Origin of the sequence: Nostoc sp. JL31 (genome assembly GCF_017114965.1) — a bacterium.
GTDB classification, from domain to species: domain Bacteria; phylum Cyanobacteriota; class Cyanobacteriia; order Cyanobacteriales; family Nostocaceae; genus Nostoc; species Nostoc punctiforme_A.
This window is the reverse complement of sequence record NZ_JABXKO010000026.1, coordinates 1-20,192: the sequence shown is the minus strand read 5'-3', so window position 1 is coordinate 20,192 and position 20,192 is coordinate 1. Positions and strand designations below refer to the sequence as shown.

General features: G+C 40.7%; 8 protein-coding genes and 1 pseudogene. 3 read left to right on the top strand and 6 right to left on the bottom strand.

Annotated elements, in window-relative coordinates; genetic code table 11:
- Window positions 1–127 precede the first annotated feature (127 nt).
- The 4 genes from HWQ43_RS04760 to HWQ43_RS04745 form a co-directional block, all read right to left on the bottom strand.
- Window positions 128–1,288: an O-antigen ligase family protein gene (locus HWQ43_RS04760; RefSeq protein ID WP_292730808.1), complete on the bottom strand. Its 1,161-nt coding sequence runs from the start codon at window positions 1,286–1,288 to the stop codon at window positions 128–130.
- Window positions 1,289–1,352: 64 nt separating this feature from the next.
- Entirely contained in the window at window positions 1,353–2,456 is a 1,104-nt protein-coding gene (locus HWQ43_RS04755; protein ID WP_292730806.1) for a glycosyltransferase family 4 protein, read from the bottom strand.
- A 66-nt stretch (window positions 2,457–2,522) separates the two neighbouring features.
- Window positions 2,523–3,974, bottom strand: a complete 1,452-nt coding sequence (locus HWQ43_RS04750) for an oligosaccharide flippase family protein (RefSeq protein ID WP_292730804.1) — start codon at window positions 3,972–3,974, stop codon at window positions 2,523–2,525.
- A gap of 229 nt (window positions 3,975–4,203) precedes the next feature.
- Window positions 4,204–5,646, bottom strand: coding sequence for a sugar transferase (locus tag HWQ43_RS04745; RefSeq protein WP_292730802.1), 1,443 nt, complete (start codon window positions 5,644–5,646; stop codon window positions 4,204–4,206).
- Window positions 5,647–7,081: 1,435 nt separating this feature from the next.
- On the opposite strand from HWQ43_RS04745, the gene HWQ43_RS04740 reads away from it, so the two are divergent.
- Window positions 7,082–13,033 carry a non-ribosomal peptide synthetase gene (locus HWQ43_RS04740; RefSeq protein WP_292730800.1) on the top strand — a complete coding sequence of 1,984 codons (5,952 nt, stop codon included), beginning with the start codon at window positions 7,082–7,084 and terminating at the stop codon, window positions 13,031–13,033.
- A gap of 280 nt (window positions 13,034–13,313) precedes the next feature.
- Window positions 13,314–14,495 carry an aldo/keto reductase gene (locus HWQ43_RS04735; RefSeq protein WP_292730798.1) on the top strand — a complete coding sequence of 394 codons (1,182 nt, stop codon included), beginning with the start codon at window positions 13,314–13,316 and terminating at the stop codon, window positions 14,493–14,495.
- An 87-nt stretch (window positions 14,496–14,582) separates the two neighbouring features.
- Here the strand turns inward: HWQ43_RS04735 and HWQ43_RS04730 are convergent, their stop codons facing one another.
- Window positions 14,583–15,911, bottom strand: a complete 1,329-nt coding sequence (locus HWQ43_RS04730; protein WP_292730796.1) for a hemolysin family protein — start codon at window positions 15,909–15,911, stop codon at window positions 14,583–14,585.
- Between the two features lie 240 nt (window positions 15,912–16,151).
- Here HWQ43_RS04730 and mfd point away from each other — a divergent pair, with 240 nt between their 5' ends.
- Complete coding sequence (gene mfd / locus HWQ43_RS04725; protein ID WP_292730794.1) at window positions 16,152–19,727, top strand: transcription-repair coupling factor; 3,576 nt, start codon at window positions 16,152–16,154, stop codon at window positions 19,725–19,727.
- A gap of 162 nt (window positions 19,728–19,889) precedes the next feature.
- Here the strand turns inward: mfd and HWQ43_RS04720 are convergent.
- A pseudogene (locus HWQ43_RS04720) lies at window positions 19,890–19,988 on the bottom strand (ArsR family transcriptional regulator); the annotation flags it as partial.
- Between the last annotated feature and the right edge of the window lie 204 nt (window positions 19,989–20,192).

Sequence of the window (20,192 nt, the reverse complement as noted above, 5' to 3'; positions counted from 1 at the left end):
TATAGTCATCTTTGGCGAAACTGGGTTGAACAATGAATATACATATCTACATCATAATAGCCATCACTGTTGCAGTTACTAGCTGGTTACAGTTCTATTGATTAATCATCTGGTTTTTACTTCATCTTTACATTCTGACTGAGAGACATACTGCCACATAAAGTATCCAAGTCAAACTATTTGATTCCATCAAGTTAGACTCAGTGAGACTAGATAAGACTATAAATGTCATGTGTATAAGTGGCCAAATATCGAATGCTGTTTTATTACTACGCACCCAAGCAAATCCTTGCACATAACTGCGCCAAAATCCTAAAAAGAATACTGCTAACCCTAAAAGACCCAAATCTAGGCAAAGAGCCAGATAGCCATTGTGGGGGTGGTTTGGCGTCCATGCAGCTGCAAGCCAAATATCGGCAGATTCGCCATTCCATCCTTGCCAGAATCCACCATAACCATACCCAAGCCAAGGATGTTTCCAAATCTTATCAATTACTAATGGCCACAACTCTGTTCGACCGGTCAGTGTCGCATCTTTGCCAATTGCACTGAACAGGATATCAGCATTGTTAGACAACCAAAAATATAAACTTTGGCTGATAGTAGCTATGATTATTAAGGTTGGTACCATGAACTGGTATGGCCAGCGCCAAATTTGAAAAGCAAAAAATGCCAATATGAGAATTAATAGATTAATTAGAGATGAACCTGAAGACGCAAGGAGTAAAAGTAGTACTGACAAACAAAACCCACCCCTAAAAAGCCAACTACGTTTTTGATTTTGATAACTAAGGATAAAAAAAGTCATACTACTCGTTACCATTCTTGCTCCCAGACCGTTTTTGTGCGTAAATACTCCACGCCACTTTGCGCCACCCAAATCGCTCTGTATCCCGTACTTAGGCAAGGCTATAGCAAAAACGCAACTAAGTATTATAATAATTGCAAAGTTCCAAGCCAGTAAATGTAATTGCTGTTTTAAGCTATATCGCGAAGCAAAATAGAGTCCAAATAAACTGGAATTAATGAGAGCAAAACTATTTTTTAATGTTGTTGATGGTTCAAAAGACCAAATAATGGAAATAGCTGCCAATAAAATTAAAAAATAAAGCAAAAAGTCTTTACTAAGTAAATAAAGAGTTTTCTTCCAACGCAAAACTAGTAGTGCTACTGTAACTGCGTAGATTAAAGAAAAAATAACCCGTATCACAGAGCTATCATATTCTACTAAATCGCTCTGTCCTGCTCCTCCTGACAGTAAAAGAACAATGACTGCTCCTGAATACATCAGTAAGCTCGCAATTGTGAATCCCTGTTCAGCAAAAATTAGTATTTTCCTCATAATAGTTGAACTAATATTTATTTGGCATATTCAGTTCTTTATAATAAACTTGAGCTGTTTGAGCAGCAATATTTGACCAATTTAAATCTTCCTGACAACGAGCTAATGCCGCAGTTCGCATACTTTGTTGCAAATCGCGATCGCTTAACAAATAAATAATGGCATCAGCTAAAGATTGGACATCACAAGGTGGAACTAACAACCCATCTTTTTTATGCTGAATTATCTCACTTAATCCCCCTACTTCAGAGGCTACAACCAGTGTTCCCATCCCATAAGATAAGGCTGCCACACCACTTTGAGAGGCTTCTATATATGGTAGAACTGTTACCGTACTGCGTTGAAATAGATTACTTACTTCTTCAAGGGGGATAAAGTCATTGATAATTTCGTAGCGTTTCTCATCATAACCATTAGGGAAATATTGTTTTATGTTTTCTCCCCGTCCAGCGATAATCAGCTTGATTTCAGGTATCCGTTCAGCAATTAAAGGCATAGCCTGAAGTAAATATTTCAATCCTTTGTAGGGCCAGATGCGACCAAAAAATAGTAGTGTATTTGGCTCACGAGTCTGACTATTCTGTTTACCCCGGCGTTGATATAAACTACCAAGTTCCCCATGTGGTAAAACATTGACTCGCTCTTGAGGTATACGAAATTGTTCAGTTAAAATCTTTTTTAGTTGATGAGTATGGACAATCAATTGTTGGGAACGATAGAAGGCAATACGTCTGGTATACTCTGAACCGAATACACTCATGCTATCTCCTGGGTGACGGAATATATCGTGGATAGTTGTCACCAATGGCGGCATTTTGTTGACTAACAAAGTCCAATCATACCAAGGATCGTTAGTTTCTTGCACATGTAAGACATCTGGCTGTATGTCTTTGATAATACGCATCATAGCGTACATAGACAATAGGCTGCGTGGGTCGCGAATCCGTGGTTTTTTAAAGCTAATTACGCGGATACTGGAATCAAGAACATTGCTACAGGCATTTGAGAGTTTTTCTGGGTGAATTAGCGTTAAATCAACATGTTTAACCAGGCTGTTTGCTAATTCAATTGTGTAATCTTCAAAGCTAAAATGCAATAAAGCAACTTTAATCATAATTTAAATTATACCCTCACCTTAAATTATTTATTTTCCCATTTTTGATGAGTTAATGATAAGAATTTATCTTAAACGGCTTACTGCTATCTTACTTAACAATTTGAACCATAAAAAACGAAACCCTCCAAAGGCACGAATACCTAAATAAATCACAAATAAACCATAGGCACAAGTTGCAATAATTAGAGTTAATATAAAGTCTAAGCTAAGTTTTTGTAATAATATTAATACAGGTAACATTACAATAGTTATTATTAATGGTCGGCGGATAATTCTCCATAAATTTAATGGAAATAGGCGATTATAGGTGAAATAAACATACTGGCTAAAACCAGAAATAGTCATTAATAATGCCATTAAAGCTGCACCTAGTAACTGATAGTGCGAAACTAATACAATACCTCCTAAGCTCCCTAATGTAGTGGTAATAACTACTTCACGTAGGTTCACTATCTCGAAACCATTGGCTACAAGTAAATAACTCAGTGAGCGTGTAAACGGCAAAAAAACGAGTGATGCAGCACTTATAACAAGGGCTATATTTGCTTCAGCAAAGCTAGCATTATAGAGAAAAACTAGTAAATCTTTGCCAAACAATAAGATTCCAAGATATAAGGGTAATGCAATGATTAATAGGATTTCTATAATATTTTCAGCTATCTGCCTCTGCTTCTCCCGTCCTTGCTCTACTGCCTTTGAAAGTCTGGGAAATATTGCTAAACTTATACTGTTAGCAATAATCATAAAGGGTTGTAATAATTGTGTTATTCCGCCAAATAAACCTACTAAAAACTCATTTCCTAACAATGAAAGGATCAATATTTGTATTCTGCCACTAACTACAGCTATTGCTTCAATAGCAAAAAACGTACGCGCACTTTTGATTGTGTTAAAGACAAAATCCCTATCAATTTGCCATTGTATTCTTACTAACCGGGCTATAAAAATCCATTCAATTACCAAAATTAATGTTTCTGAAAAAAGTAGGATCGCCCCCAAATACTCAATTCCATATTTTAGCTGCATCGCCCAAATCATGATTATTAGGCGTAAAATATAGACTGGCACTGTAGCGATCGCAATCAGATGCATCTTTTCTTTAGCTTGAAAAATCGCCTCTGTGATATTAGAAAGCGCAAAGGGAATGATCGTTAAGCCCATTATGTAACAAACAGTCGAGGTTTTGGAACTATAGGGAAGTAAAAATACTACAATCACCAATGCCGCATAACTGAAAAAACTAAATATTAACTGTAGGCAAGTACCACTAATTAAATAGACTGGTGTTTTTTGTGGCTCACGAGCTAGTTCTCTAGTAAACAATGTTTTTAGACCTTGTGAAGCAATGCCCACAAAGATGAAATAGTAGCTATATGCTAGTAGATACTGCCCTAAAGCTTCAGCTCCTAGAGTACGAGCAATCGAAGCGGTTAATACAAAGGCTGTAACACTTTGTGCTAACCGATTGAGTATCATTGAGAAGGAATTACTTATGAATTTGTACTTTTCTACCATTCTTATAATTCTTAATTCAGCTTAATTCTTTCATTTTGAGCCACCATGATTTTTTCGGATATATCCGATTTTTCTAGAGTACCCTCAAACAGGTAGCTAATTACTCAGTAAGGTAGAAAAATCTAAATTTAATCCGCTATAAATTAAACTGAAGACTTGCAATAAATTTATTGATTGATACGGAAAGTAAATTCTCTAATCCTAGCTATCCTACTATGAATTGTTTCTGTTAGTAAGCACCGTCTTTTTTCAAAACCACCATAACTGTTTTCAGGAGAATTTCAAAGTCTAACCCAAGTGACCAATTTTCGATATAGCTAATATCTAGATGAATCACTTGTTCAAAATCTAAAATATCTGAGCGACCTGATACTTGCCAAAGACCTGTAATCCCAGGTAAAATTTCATGTCGAATAAAATGATGTTCAGAAAACTTTTCAACATCTCTGGTAGGTAAAGGGCGAGGTCCGACTATACTCATTTCTCCAAGGATAACGTTAAACAGTTGAGGTAATTCGTCTAAACTGTAACGACGAAGAAATTTTCCAACACGGGTAATGCGAGGATCATCTTTAATTTTAAAGATAATTCCATCTTTTGTTTCATTTAAAGCTTCTAATTCTTTCTGTAATTTTTCCGCATCAGACCTCATCGTTCTGAATTTCCATACTTTAAACTGTTGACCATGTAAACCTATACGCGTTTGTCTGTAAAATACTGTGCCTGGAGAGTCAATTTTTATAGCTATAGCTATAGCTATATAAATTGGGAATAACAACATTACAAATAAAGTCGCAAAACAAAAATCACAACTACGCTTTATCCAAAAATCTTTACCTGTAATTATCGGACAGTCCAAACTCAGACAAGGCATTCCCCCTATTTTGTTGAATTGTACGTTTTTATAAATTGGTTTTAATTCCATCGGTAAAATATGTACTTGTATCCCAGATGCTTGAAATAACCAGCACAAAAACATTCTATTTTTTAGCGCATCCCAAGATATAAAAACTTCTGTCACCCCTAGTTGATTAAGCTGAGTCAACGTTTGCTGACGTTTGTATCTGTCTAGTGAATTAGCATTCGCCGTTCCAGATACAATGTAATGCTTTTCTTTTTTTATAAAACTCGCAATTTGCTCGTGATCTTGAGGATCGCAAATAATGAAAACAGAAGAACGAACTATTTTTTTCTGCTTGCGTAGATATTCAAGAGTAATATTTACAGCATATCTACCAGTACAAATAAAAAATATACTTAGCAGCCAAGGTAACAATATTAATCTTGGACGTGTGATATCAATAACTGGTTTATACAAAAAACTAACTAAAAGGATTAATCCATGAGCAAAAGTTAGCGATTTGATAATATTGAAATAATCATAGCGTTTTTGACCTTCTCGATAAATACCTTCGACAGCTAGCGATCCTATTTGAATCCCAATAGCTGTTAAAATCGGTAAATAATGACTTGGTATATACCAAGTAAAATTTCCAGAAGTAGATTGATATGCTGCTAAAACCCAAGCTAGAAATAAAAGAGTACAGTCTACTAAGAATAATGTTGTTAATCTCAACCACCACGAACCCTTACGTACCGTGACAAATGTCGATGCACGTAAATCCAAAGGCACTTCACTGAATTTATTTGTTGTAATGCTTTGATTACTCATAAGTTAGGAACACTTGGTGTAGGTAAAATTTGATAGGAGCATTAGATATACAAGAAAATTTGGGTATCTCACTATTTTGATTTACAAAGAAACCTTAACTTTTTAGTCTAGTTTTAACCATTTTCTTAGGAGTAACTTAAGTTCTTTATTAAAAGTATCCTCCAGGGTTGGTTTGAGTGCTGTTACTACCGATATACCTCGGTTTGATTGCAGCCTATAATCAGATTTTAATCTTGTAAAACTTAATCAAAAAAAGGATTTGTTTGTTGGTCAATTTAGATTAGTACTTAAACAAAACTCCTGATATTAATAATCAAGCAAGCAAAATAAAAATATTATAATTTTCGCGGTTACTAATACAAAATCAGATGAATTAATTATAGATATCGCAGATATCTTGGAGGGTTTCGCTTTTTAGAGGTATAGAATGATTGATATCACCTCAGAAATTACTCTAGCATATTTATTTAGACTAATTCAGCTTTGATTATAAAGTTGTCTTATGTATTTAATTTTTTTACGCATAATTACTGATTAACAAAATGTACACATAATTTATAATAAAATGCATCAAAAATTTGATATTTGTAATAAAAGTTTACATTTTTGAATATCTATGGTTAAACTTGAGTCAGTTTCATGGACATTTCTAAATGAAGTCTTAAAAAAGGCAGTAACTTTGACGACGAGACTGTAGTTTAGAGTACAAGAGTGATGTTACAAAAATGAAGCCTATTATATAGTTGGGTTTCATGAGATTCGCCTAAATTCTTCAAAAAAATAATATTACGACTTTACATTAATTTTATATAATTCAAGAGAAAATGAAGATTTTGTAAAAAATATTTTTCGTTCAGTAGATTTTACTGAGATAGGCTAATGTATTTTTATAATTGCGTGTAAGTATTTGTATTTATTGGCTAAAACAGAAATTTGATCTTTTGGATTCAATTGTCATTAAGAGTTTCATTTCAATCAATAAAAGATAGCGTGAAAGTATGGTGACTAGCAAATCAGATGAAATCAATACATTGGGCAGGTTCTTAAACAATAAAAAGTGGCGTCTGTAGATGGAAAACCTGTGCCAGATACCAAAAAAATTATTATCAACCTCTTCTCAATGCTGAAATGGAGGTACTGGTAATAGTCAAAAGCCAAATAGCAACTTTTGAGTTTGGGAAGTATTATAGCAGTTTACAATTGCTTGGAGTCCAAACAATTAGTAGAGGCACAAAACATATCTGTGTGCTGCTAGCGTGTGTATCATTCAAAATTGCTATATGTATGTTGGCTATGTGAGAATTAATAGTATTCTGCTCATTTTCTATAGATTGGGGGCTGTATTTGCTCACATATTTTTTAGTTATAAACCTTTAATGATTTACGTCCTCATAAAACTTTAATTATTTTATGCCCACTGACTTTAATATAGAAAATGCAAATAAATAGTAAAACATCAGAATATAAGCAAAATATTACCTTAAATACCTTAACTCACATCATCGGCACTCAGGTTTTACAGGAATTGAACGACACCCAAGTAGTTCATCATCAGGATCTATGCATTCATCAAATATTTGAGATGCAAGTAGAGCGATCGCCCCAAGCCATTGCAGTAGTATGTGAAAATACACAACTTACTTATCAACAGTTAAACCAGCGGGCGAATCAACTAGCTCACCAGCTACGTGCTTTAGGCGTTGGGCCGGAAGTACTTGTAGGTATATGCTTAGAGCGCTCCTTAGAGATGATTGTAGGACTACTGGGCATTCTCAAAGCTGGAGGCGCTTATGTGCCTTTAGATCCGGCATATCCCTCAGAACGTTTAGCTTTTATCTTGGAAGACACCCAGACGCCAGTATTGTTAACCCAAGAAAAATTGGTCAAGAACTTACCACCGCATCAGGCGCAAGTGGTTTGTCTGGACTTAGACTGGCAAGGGAATATTCAAAATAGTCAAGAAAATCCTGTAAACCAAACTACGGCTGATAACCTCATCTACGTAATCTACACATCTGGTTCTACAGGACAGCCCAAGGGTGTAATGATCCCTCACCGTGGTATCTGCAATCAACTCCACTGGAAGCAAACAACTTTTGGATTAACTCATACAGACAAAGTTTTACTGACTATTTCTTTTAGCTTTGATCCCTCAGTGTGGCAGATATTCTGGCCATTGTGCTTTGGGGGGCAATTATTTATGGCTCGCCCTGGTGGACATCAAGATACAGCCTACCTTGTGAAGGTGATTACTGAGCAGCAAATTACCGTTTTGGCTTTAGTACCTTCCATACTGCGTGTCTTATTGGAAGAGAGGGGAATTGAGAATTGCCGATTTATCAGACACATTACCTGCGGTGGTGAAGCTTTACCTGGCGAACTTATAGAACGCTTCTTTACCCAACTGAATTTGGACAATGTTTTACATAATTGCTATGGTCCGACAGAAGCTTCCATTGATACCACTTTCTGGAGTTGCCAGCGCGGTATTAATTATGCTATTGCACCCATTGGTCGTCCGATTACCAATGCAGAGATTCACATCCTTGATGAAAATTTGCAGCCAGTGCCTGTTGGTGAATCAGGTGAACTGCACATTGGCGGTATTGGTTTAGCGCGAGGCTATCTTAACCGTCCAGAATTGACCACAGAGAAGTTTATTTTCAACCCTTTTAGCTCTGAACCTGGGGCACGCCTTTACAAAACTGGGGACTTGGCACGTTATTTGAGCGACGGTAATATCGAGTTTATTGGTCGCATTGACGACCAAGTTAAAATACGTGGTTTCCGAATTGAATTAGGAGAAATTGCAGCTATATTAGCTCAACATCCGGCACTGACACAGACGTTAGTCATAGCCAAAGAGGATGTTCCTGGGGACAAGCGACTTGTAGCATATATTGTTGCCCGTCCAGAGCAAATTCCTAGCCAGGCTGAATTGCGTCGCTTTTTGGAAACTCGGTTGCCTGAATACATGGTGCCTAGTTTCTTTGTATTTTTGGACACTCTACCATTAAATCCCAACGGTAAAATAGACCGCCGCGCCTTACCTGCACCAGATACATCTGATATTAGGCTGTCAAGTAACTTTGTTCCACCTCAGAATTCGACAGAAGAAATCTTGGCTGGCATTTGGGCGAAAGTTTTGCGTCTGGAACAAGTAGGAATCCACGACAATTTTTTTGAATTGGGAGGGCATTCACTACTGGCCACTCAAGTGATGTCTAGAGTTCGTCAAGCTTTTCAAATAGAAATACCGTTGCAACTTTTATTTGAGAATCCCACGATCGCTACTTTAGCTCAAGCGATTGCCCAAAACCAAACTCCAGAAAATGATCCCCAAAATCAAACTATTCCCCAAATAGCCAATCGGGAATCAGCACCTCTATCCTTTGCCCAACAGCGAGTCTGGTTTTTGGAGCAGTTGGAACCTAACAGCACAGCATATATCGTCTCCAATGCACAGCGCTTAACGGGTAAATTAAATGTGGGTGTATTGCAACAGTCATTAGATGCGATCGTTGTCCATCATGAGGCATTGCGAACCAACTTTATTACATCACCTGATGGTAGCCCCATACAAGTAATTGGGACGCCTCGGGCAGTAGAACTTAAAATCATTAAGGTAACAAAGGAGCAAGTAGAATTTCTCCTACATCAAGAAGTGCAACGCCCCTTCAACTTAGAATCTGACTTGATGTTGCGTGCTACTTTGCTCCAAGTAGACCAACAGGAGCATATACTCTTGTTAATGATGCACCACATCGCTTCAGATGGTTGGTCAATTGGTATTCTTTGGCAGCAGTTAATAGCGCTTTATGAAGCCTTTTTGAGTAGTAAGCCTTCCCCCTTAGCAAAATTGCCCATTCAGTATGCGGATTTTGCTGTGTGGCAGCACCAATGGCTATCAGGTGAGGTTCTTTCCAAGCAAATTAACTATTGGAAAACCCAATTAGCATGTGCTAATACTGTACTGGAATTGCCCACCGACCGACCACGGCCACCAGTGCAAACTTACCAAGGAGCAGCCCAATCTCTGATGCTACCGAAGACTTTGAGTGCATCACTCACAGAACTCTCGCATCAGGAGGGTGTCACTCTATTCATGACATTGCTGGCAGCCTTTGGGACAATACTGCACCGCTATACTGGGCAAGAAGACATTCTTATCGGTTCTCCCATTGCCGGCCGTAATCGTTCTGAGATTGAAGGGTTAATTGGATTTTTTATTAACACCGTTGTTTTACGGACTGATTTTGCCGAGAACCCCAGTTTTCGTTCAGTCCTAAATCGAGTTCGCCAGATGGCATTAGATGCTTATGCCCATCAAGATATGCCCTTCGAGAAGCTGGTAGAAGAACTGCAACCAGAGCGAGATACCAGTCGCAACCCACTATTTCAAGTGTGGTTTAATATGCTCAACTTAAGGGACATCCAACTGGAACTACCTGGAGTGTCTATAGAACCAGTCTCCATTCTCGAAACAGCTTCTAAGTTCGACTTAACCCTTTACGTTACAGAACAAAATCAAGGAATCCAACTTGATTTAGTCTACAACACCGATCTGTTTACTTCAGAACGGATGATGGAAATGCTTGATCAATTCCATCACTTGCTGAATCAAATTGTTGCTGCTCCAGAGAGGAAAATTAGTTTATATTCTCTGGTGACACCAAAAGCGCAACTTTTGCTGCCAGAACCAAGGGCGGTTTTGCCAGAACCACGGTATGAATTGACGACAACAATGTTTACCTCTTGGGTAAATCGTACCCCAGAACATTCATCACTTCGTCAAGGATTTCGCACTTGGAATTATGGAGAGTTGGGCAAAATCGCTCAAACCTTAGCACAGGTTTTGTTATCTCACGGAGTAGAGCGGGGAGATGTCGTAGCCGTGTTTGGGGCACGCAGCTTTGCGCTAATTGCCAGTGTGCTGGGCGTACTCTTGAGTGGCGGTGTGCTACTCACACTCGATCCGAAACTTCCCAGCCAACGCCAGCGGCTGATGCTACAGGAAGCTAAAGCTAAATACATATTATATATTGATGGTCAGCGCCCAGAAGACGAAAAGATATGGGAGTCTTTAACTAGCATCTGTGTCAACCGAGACACAGGAGAAGCCATAAATTTCCAAAAGAGTATTGAAGCAGTAAATCTACCTGAAATCGCTGCTGACGATGCAGCTTATATTTTCTTTACTTCCGGCACTACTGGTGTACCGAAAGGGGTGCTGGGGTGTCATAAAGGGTTGGCGCATTTTCTGAACTGGCAGCGACATACCTTTAAAATTAATCAGCAAGACCGCGTTGCCCAATTAACTGGTCTTTCTTTTGATGTCGTCCTCAGAGATATCTTTTTACCTTTAACTAGTGGTGCAACCCTCTGTTTGCCAGAAGAAGAGGATAACTTAGAACCGACTAGAATTCTGCGTTATTTGGAAAACGAGCAAATTTCTGTACTGCATACAGTTCCTTCGCTGGCGCAATTATGGTTAGCGAATGTGCCGTCAGGAGTCTCTTTACGTAACTTACGCTGGTTATTCTTGGCTGGAGAACCTCTGAAAGAAACCCTTGTAGTTCGTTGGCGGGATGCTTTTCCCGAATCTGGTGAAATAATCAATCTCTACGGGCCGACAGAGACAACCTTGGCAAAGTGTTATTACCGAGTACCTGTTGAGTGTAGCCCTGGTGTACAGCCAGTTGGATTGCCGCTGCCGCAAACTCAAGCACTGGTTTTCACACCAAATCACCAACCATGCGGTATCGGTGAACCAGGCGAGATTGTAATCCGAACTCCATTCCGCAGTTTGGGCTACATCAATGCCCAGCAAGAAAACCGTTCTCGGTTTGTGAAGAATCCTTTTCGGAACGATCGCCAGGATTGGCTTTATTATACAGGCGATCGCGGATGCTATCGTCCAGATGGCTCTCTAGAAATTCTCGGTCGCCGAGATCATCAAGTCAAGATCCGGGGGATACGCATTGAACCAGGGGAAATTGAAACGGTTTTAGCCCAACACCCAGATGTACTCCAGACTGTAGTGATTGCCCGTGAAGATATTCCTGGCGATCGACGTTTGGTGGCTTACATTATACCGAATCAAGACTCAGCGATCGCGATTACTGATATCCGGGGCTTCCTCTCGACAAAATTGCCACAGTACATGGTACCTTCGGCTTTTGTCTTGCTGGACATCATGCCCTTAACCGCCAACGGCAAGGTAAACCGGCGTGCCCTACCTGCACCAGACTTATCGAGGCAAGAGCCAGAAGCCACCTTTATTGCTCCTCGCAATGAAGTGGAGCGCCAATTAACCCAGATTTGGGAACAAACTTTAGGTGTCCAGCCCATTGGTGTTAGGGATAACTTCTTCGAGCTAGGAGGACATTCTATCCTAGCAGTAAAACTATTTTGGCAAATTGAAAAGACATTTAGTAAAAACCTGCCGCTTGCCATTCTTTTCCAGTCAGGGACTGTAGAGGCTCTAGCCAAAATAATCTCTCAAGAAGAAGATTTAACAACAAACTCGGCTTTAGTAAATACCTTAAATCCGTCAAAATGTAGCTGGTCATCTCTGGTAGAAATTCAGCCCAACGGCTCCAAGCCACCTTTCTTCTGTATTCACGGGCTGGGTGGAGAAGTCTTATGTTTCCGTGAATTGGCATTGTATTTGGGGACAGAACAACCATTTTACGGATTACAACCACGGGGACTAGATGGAAAACACCCTCTCCATACCCGCATTGAAGATATGGCAGCGTACTACATTCAAGAAATTCAGACCCTTCAACCTCATGGGCCTTATTTTCTCGGAGGTTATTCTTTTGGGGGTACAGTTGCCTTTGAGATGGCTCGGCAACTCCAAGAGCAAGGCGAACAAGTCGGCATTTTAGTTATGCTTGATAGTTGTCGTATAGGTTATAGCTGGCAGTCGCCATTTCTCAAGCGAGTTTTTTTGCATTTAAATAATATTGTTCAAAAAGGGCCTAACTACCTTTGGCAAAAGATTGTGAGATGGAGTTATTGGCGTAAACAAGAACTGAAAAATACATATAACCGTTACTTGGAAGACGTACTTCATGTACCTGAAACTGACAAGCATTTAAAGATTATAGATACTAACACTCAAGCCCTTAATGACTATATTTTTTCACCTTATCTTGGTCGAGCTATTCTTTTGCGGACAGAGGATAAAAATCGGGACGAAGCTATAGGCATAGAATACGCTCCTCTATTTGGCTGGGACGAGGTAGTGGCTGGAGGATTAGATATCCATTACATTCCCGGATCTCACCTTGACATACTTAAAGAACCTCATGTACAAGTCTTAGCTGAAAAATTGAAAACTTGCTTAACTCAGGCGCAGTCTCAGATTGCAAAAAATTAATTTGAACTTTTTTGTTCGTTCACCCTCGTACAACTCAGCACTGCTGGGTTGTTTTGCCATTTCTTGGTCTAAACTTGAGAAAGTGGTAACTACGATGAGATAATTAGTCTGTGGAACTGGAATATTGGTAAAAATCCAATAACCAAAAGACCTGACCGATTTAAGAATGCGATGAATATTGCTAGTGTCACAGATTGAACAGAGGAATGATTGTGGCACTGAAAGCTGGAATGACTATCGTTTTTAGATTTTAAGTTGGTAAGCAATCCACAATCCACTGATGCTATATAGAAGATTTGGGCGCACAGAATTACAGATGCCAGTGTTTTCCTGCGGTGGCATGAGATATCAGTTCAAATGGGAAGATGTTCCCAATCATGAAATTCCTCCTAATAACCAGGCAAATCTGGAAGCGACTATTAAAAGGGCAATCGAAGTTGGAATTAATCATATTGAAACTGCCCGTGGTTATGGCACTTCTGAAATGCAATTGGGGAGAATATTGCCCAAGTTTCCCCGCGAAAAGTTGATTGTTCAGACAAAAATCAATCCAAAGGCAGATGCGAAAAAATTTCGGCAGACATTTGAGCAATCCTTGAAAAATCTCCAGCTAGATTATGTTGACCTTTTAGGGTTGCACGGCATTAATCATCCTGAGTCGTTAGATGAAAGCATCCGTCCTGGCGGCTGTTTGGAAGTAGCACAGCAGTTGCGAGCAGAGGGAAAAGTTAGATTTATTGGCTTTTCCACACACGGCTCGACAGATATAATTGTGCAGACAATTAATACCAATCAATTTGATTACGTGAACCTGCACTGGTACTACATTAATCAATGGAATTGGGCGGCAATCGAAGCAGCTAAACGCCACGATATGGGGGTGTTTATTATTAGCCCATCTAATAAAGGAGGTTTGTTGTATGAGCCTCCCCAAAAATTAGTAGATATTTGCGCCCCGTTGAGTCCAATGGTGTTTAATGATTTGTTTTGTTTGAGTCATCAAGAGGTGCATACTCTGAGCTTGGGAGCAGCAAAACCACAAGATTTTGACGAACATCTGAAGACTTTAGAATTAATAGATCAGGCATCAGAAATTTTGCCGCCAATTTTAGCAAGGTTGGAAGAAGAAGCGATCGCTACTTTGGGAGAAGATTGGGTAAAATCCTGGGAAACAAATCTACCAAACTTTGACGAAACCCCTGGTGAGGTCAATATTCGGGTGATTTTGTGGCTGCGGAATTTAGCGATCGCCTACGACCTAGTAGACTACGCTAAAATGCGCTACAACCTGCTTGGCAATGGCGGTCACTGGTTCCCCGGCAACAAAGCCGACCTGCTAGATGAATTAGACTTGCGGCAATGTCTCGCTCGTCATCCCTACGCCGATAAAATCCCCCAACTTTTGGAACAAGCTCATCAGATGTTGGCAGGTGAAGAGGTCAAACGTCTATCTCGCACTTGATAAATTGCATAAATAGGGCATTGGCTATTATGGCGTATGGGAAATAGTAAACAATAATTATCAATGCCCAATGCCCAATGCCCAATCCTAATCAGCTTTTTTCGTATCTGCTGATTTAGAAGCCTTTGGTACGACTAGCACCTTATCAACGCGATTACCATCCATATCCATTACTTCAATTCGCATACTTTGCCATTCAAAATGATCTGCTGCGGCAGGAATACGACCTAAATGTGTGATCACAAAACCGCCTAATGTTTGATAACTGCCGCGTTCCTCAGATTCCCACTGTTCCATACCAAAAAGTTCCAAAAACTCCTCTACAGGCAACATCCCATCCAAAAGCCAGGAACCATCTTCGCGTTGCACAGCTTGGGGTTGATCCTGTCCATCTGTTGAAGGAACATCACCCACGATTTCGCTCATGATGTCGTTGAGAGTGACTAATCCTTGAATTACGCCGTATTCATCCACTACCAGCGCCATGTGAGTGATGGTTTGCTTGAACAATTCCAAAACTTTCAAGCCACGGGTGCTTTCTGGCACAAATACGGGCTGTCGCAATCCCACTGTTAAATCTAGTGGTTCCCCTCGGAAACTCCTGGCTAATAAGTCGGTGACAGGGATAACACCTAGCACATTGTCAAGTCCCCCCTGACAAACTGGATACCGAGAATAAGCACTATCAACCATTTTTTGGCGATTTTCTTCGGCAGAGTCGTCTAAGTCTAGCCAAACAATATCAGGACGGGGTGTCATTAAGTAACTGACAGGGCGATCGCCTAAACGAAATACTCGCTCTACCATATCCTGTTCAGCTTCCTCAAAGGTTCCCGCCTCAGTGCCTTGCTCAATTAAGATTTTAATTTCTTCTTCGGTAACTTGCGGCTCGGTAGAAGCTGTAATTCCCAGCACTCGTAAGATCAAATCTGTCGAAGCACTTAAGAGATATACCATTGGCGAAGCGATCGCCGATAAAGCACGCATTGGAATAGCTACATTCGATGCAATTCTTTCTGGGTTGTTTAATGCCAGACGCTTTGGTACCAATTCGCCAACAATCAGTGAGAAATAGGTAATGAGCAAAACTACTATTCCAAAGGATAGCGGTTCACTATAAGGTGCTAACAAAGGGACAAGTTTTACAAAGACTGCCAGTCGGTTGGCAATTGTTGCTCCTCCAAAAGCACCAGTCAGGATACCGATCAGGGAAATACCTACTTGAACAGTTGACAGGAAATGATTTGGAGACTCCGCTAATTTCAATGCTGCCATTGCCTTGGCATCTCCTTGATTGGCAAGCTGTTGTAACCTTACTTTCCGTGCCGAGACAATCGCCATCTCAGACATAGAAAACACGCCATTGGCAATAATTAGCACCAAAATGATTAAAATTTCAAAAGTGATGGAGGACATGTTTAAAATTGCCGCTTATCAGAGCAAACGTAGCTCAATCCCTAGTATCTAGTATTAAAGGTGCTTCGATAAATACTTTGACTATACACAAAGTAGTAGTTATAGTTCTGAAGTTTATTGGTCACTGTGGATTATTCTTCCACCGAAAGAATAAGAAAGCTGTTAACACTTTTAAAATAGTTGACATAAACTGCCTCAAGATTTGCTGACCCACAAAGACTCCCATCGCTAGTAGTACTTATGTCATTTTCTTCTATTGTGCGTGCCTTAGGCCGATCGCCGCTCACCACTGAATTTATTTCTAAGCTGAATCGACAACAAGAATTGCGGTTAAATGGCATTCCCAGGCTGCCCAAGACTCTAGTAGCTTCGGCATTAGCACAGTCTCAGGGCAAGGATTTGTTCGTGGTTTGCGCCACTCTGGAAGAAGCTGGACGCGTTTACGCACAACTGGAGGCAATGGGATGGCAAACAGTACATTTTTACCCCACCTCCGAGGCTTCTCCCTACGAACCTTTTGACCCGGAAACTGAGATGAGTTGGGGGCAAATGCAGGTTTTGGCAGATTTACTCAAAAATCAAGAGTCATTGGTCATTCAGTTGTCATTAGAAACAAACCAAGAACAAATGACAAAGGACAAAGGACAAAGGACAAATATGGCGATTGTGGCTACTCAAGGGGCATTGCAACCTCATTTACCACCACCAGAAGCTTTTGGGCAATTCTGTCTTACCCTGAAAAAAGGGATGGAATTAGAACTGAATAGCTTCAGTGAGAAAATAACTATTTTGGGGTACGAAAGAGTTCCTTTGGTGGAAATGGAAGGGCAATGGAGTCGGCGGGGCGATATTGTTGATGTGTTCCCGGTTTCCTCTGAATTCCCAGTCAGGTTGGAATGGTTTGGTGATGAAATCGAGCAAATGCGGGAATTTGACCCAGCAACCCAACGTTCCGCCCTCGACAAAGTTGACCAGTTAATTCTTACCCCCACAAGCTTTACTCCTGTGGTGATGGCTGCACTGAAGAATAGTGCTGAGTTCCGAGTGCTAAGTGCTGAGTTAAATTCTGACTCAGCACGGGCTGAACGCCCCGCTACCGCTAACAGCACTCAGCACTCATCACTGATTGAGGGTAGTCGCCGCTTTTTGGGGTTAGCATTCGAGCAACCAGCATCTCTGCTAAACTACTTAGCAGAAAATACCTTGATTGCCATTGATGAGCCAGAACAGTGTCATGCTCATAGCGATCGCTGGATGGAAAATGCCCAGGAACAATGGGGAATGGCGCATGGGGAAGAATCTACTCCCCTAACATTGCCGAAAATACACCGTTCGTTTGATGACTGTCTGGTTGATGTTGTCAAATTTAAAACATTATATTTATCAGAACTGTCAGAGGAAAATAGTGGGATCAATCTTGCCAGCCGTCCTGTTCCAGCCACGCCACACCAGTTTGCTAGACTAGCTGAAACCATCCGCCAAGAACGCGATCGCAATTTCTCGATCTGGCTGCTTTCTGCTCAACCTTCCCGTTCTGTCTCGCTGTTGCAAGAACATGACTGTCCGGCTCAGTTTATTCCCAATCCCCGCGACTACCAAGCGATAGATAAGCTGCAAATCAACCATATTCCTATAGCCCTAAAATATTCTGGGCTTGCGGAACTAGAAGGTTTTATCTTGCCTACATACCGAATAGTAATCGTTACAGATCGGGAATTTTTTGGGCAGCATTCCTTGGCGACTCCCGGCTATATCCGCAAGCGCCACAAAGCTACTTCTAAGCAAGTCGATCCCAATAAGCTGCGTCCAGGTGATTATGTAGTTCACAGAAATCATGGTGTTGGTAAATTTGTCAAGCTGGAAAGTTTGACGATTAATAACGAAACCCGTGATTATTTGGTAGTGCAGTATGCTGATGGGTTACTCAGAGTCGCAGCCGATCAAGTAGGTGCTTTATCGCGGTTCCGCGCCGCAGGAGATAAAGCACCAGAACTTAATAGGATGACCGGTAAAGCTTGGGAAAATACCAAGAATAAAGTCCGCAAAGCGATTAAAAAATTGGCAGTGGACTTGTTGAAACTGTATGCAGCGCGATCGCAACAACAAGGTTTTAGCTTTCCAAGTGATATGCCTTGGCAGGAGGAATTAGAAGATTCTTTCCCCTACCAACCCACAACGGATCAGCTAAAAGCAGTACAAGATGTAAAACGCGATATGGAAAGCGATCGCCCAATGGATCGCTTAGTTTGTGGCGATGTCGGTTTTGGGAAGACGGAAGTGGCGATTCGTGCTGTTTTTAAAGCAGTCACCGCCGGTAAACAAGTGGCACTCCTTGCGCCAACGACTATTTTAACACAGCAGCATTACCATACACTCAAAGAACGTTTTGCACCGTATCCCGTAAATGTTGGTTTGCTCAACCGTTTTCGGTCTGCTGAAGAACGCCGCGAGATTCAAAAGCGATTGGCAACGGGTGAATTAGATGTAGTGGTTGGTACACACCAACTTTTAGGTAAAGGCGTGACATTTCGGGATTTAGGACTGTTGGTAGTGGATGAAGAACAGCGATTTGGGGTAAACCAGAAAGAGAAAATTAAAAGCTTGAAAACTCAAGTGGACGTGCTTACCCTCTCCGCCACTCCCATTCCCCGGACTTTGTATATGTCCTTATCGGGAATTCGGGAAATGAGTTTGATTACCACGCCACCCCCAACCAGACGACCGATTAAAACCCATTTGTCACCGATTAATTCCGAAAGTATCCGCACTGCGATTCGTCAAGAATTAGACAGAGGCGGACAGGTATTTTATGTAGTTCCACGGGTGGACGGCATTGAAGAGACAACAGCCAATTTGCGAGAAGTGATACCGGGAGCTAGATTTGCGATCGCTCACGGTCAAATGGATGAAAGCGAGTTAGAATCAACCATGCTCACTTTCAGCAATGGTGATGCAGACATCCTTGTTTGTACGACAATTATTGAATCTGGCTTAGATATTCCACGAGTCAACACGATTTTGATTGAAGATGCTCACCGCTTTGGATTGGCACAGCTGTATCAATTACGCGGTCGTGTGGGACGTGCAGGTATCCAAGCTCATGCTTGGTTATTTTATCCGAAGCAGCGGACGTTATCTGACGCGGCACGGCAACGTTTACGAGCAATTCAGGAATTTACTCAGCTAGGTTCTGGGTATCAGCTAGCGATGCGCGACATGGAAATCAGAGGCGTGGGTAACTTGCTAGGTGCTGAACAATCCGGTCAAATGGATGCCATCGGTTTTGATTTATACATGGAAATGCTAGAAGAAGCAATTCGGGAAATCCGAGGACAAGAAATTCCGAAAGTGGAGGATACCCAGATTGACCTTAACCTGACAGCATTTATTCCGGCAGATTATATCACCGATTTGGATCAAAAGATGAGTGCTTATCGGGCGGTGGCGACAGCTAAATCTAAATCAGAATTAAAGTTAATTGCAGCCGAGTGGAGCGATCGCTATGGTAGTTTACCTGTCCCTGCAAATCAACTTTTGCGAGTCATGGAACTCAAACAGCTAGCGAAAAAACTCGGATTTAACCGCATTAAGCCAGAACAAAAGCAGCACGTCGTTTTAGAAACACCAATGGAGGAACCTGCTTGGAATTTGTTGGCGGCGAATTTACCAGACAATCTCAAGACGCGTTTTGTGTATTCTCCTGGGAAAGTGACGGTGCGCGGATTAGGAGTTTTTAAAGCAGATCAACAATTGCAGAATTTGATTGACGCTTTCGGGAGAATGCAGGGTGCGATTCCAGAGGTAGCTGTTGTTTGATCAGTTTTACTCAAGTTTCTATCAATTTAGAACCAAACCTACAGAGGGTAATTAGACTTCTTTTATCTCGAACTTGATATTCTTTTAGACCTAACCAACACGAGAGCTTCTCTATAGAAAACTTCTACCCAATTTCTTTGTCGGGTAGCTTTAAACTGTGCTTCGTAGTAATTCCAGCACACTAATCCTGAGTGGATCGGAAAGAGCATGAAAGCCAGCAGCAATTAAATGAGGAATAGTAGCAGTGGAGGAAGTTGGCATCAATGACATTAATATTATAAAGATATGCTATCTACCTCATTGTGAACTAAAAATTATAGCTTAGTTAGAACATCACTAAAAGCCTTATCACAAGAAGGAAGGTCTCAAGGATTTTTGAGCTTATTACATTACCCAACAAGTATAATAAGCAAAAAGCCCCAGGCTGTGGAGCGTGGGGCTTTTTGTTTGTATAAATGAGACCTG

What these genes read in the sequence shown, in the direction of transcription:
- HWQ43_RS04760 (WP_292730808.1), bottom strand. Translation starts at nt 1,288, where the DNA reads ATGTATTCAGGAGCAGTCATTGTTCTTTTACTGTCAGGAGGAGCAGGA.
- HWQ43_RS04755 (WP_292730806.1), bottom strand. Translation starts at nt 2,456, where the DNA reads ATGATTAAAGTTGCTTTATTGCATTTTAGCTTTGAAGATTACACAATT.
- HWQ43_RS04750 (WP_292730804.1), bottom strand. Translation starts at nt 3,974, where the DNA reads ATGGTAGAAAAGTACAAATTCATAAGTAATTCCTTCTCAATGATACTC.
- HWQ43_RS04745 (WP_292730802.1), bottom strand. Translation starts at nt 5,646, where the DNA reads ATGAGTAATCAAAGCATTACAACAAATAAATTCAGTGAAGTGCCTTTG.
- HWQ43_RS04740 (WP_292730800.1), top strand. Translation starts at nt 7,082, where the DNA reads ATGCAAATAAATAGTAAAACATCAGAATATAAGCAAAATATTACCTTA.
- HWQ43_RS04735 (WP_292730798.1), top strand. Translation starts at nt 13,314, where the DNA reads ATGCTATATAGAAGATTTGGGCGCACAGAATTACAGATGCCAGTGTTT.
- HWQ43_RS04730 (WP_292730796.1), bottom strand. Translation starts at nt 15,911, where the DNA reads ATGTCCTCCATCACTTTTGAAATTTTAATCATTTTGGTGCTAATTATT.
- mfd (WP_292730794.1), top strand. Translation starts at nt 16,152, where the DNA reads ATGTCATTTTCTTCTATTGTGCGTGCCTTAGGCCGATCGCCGCTCACC.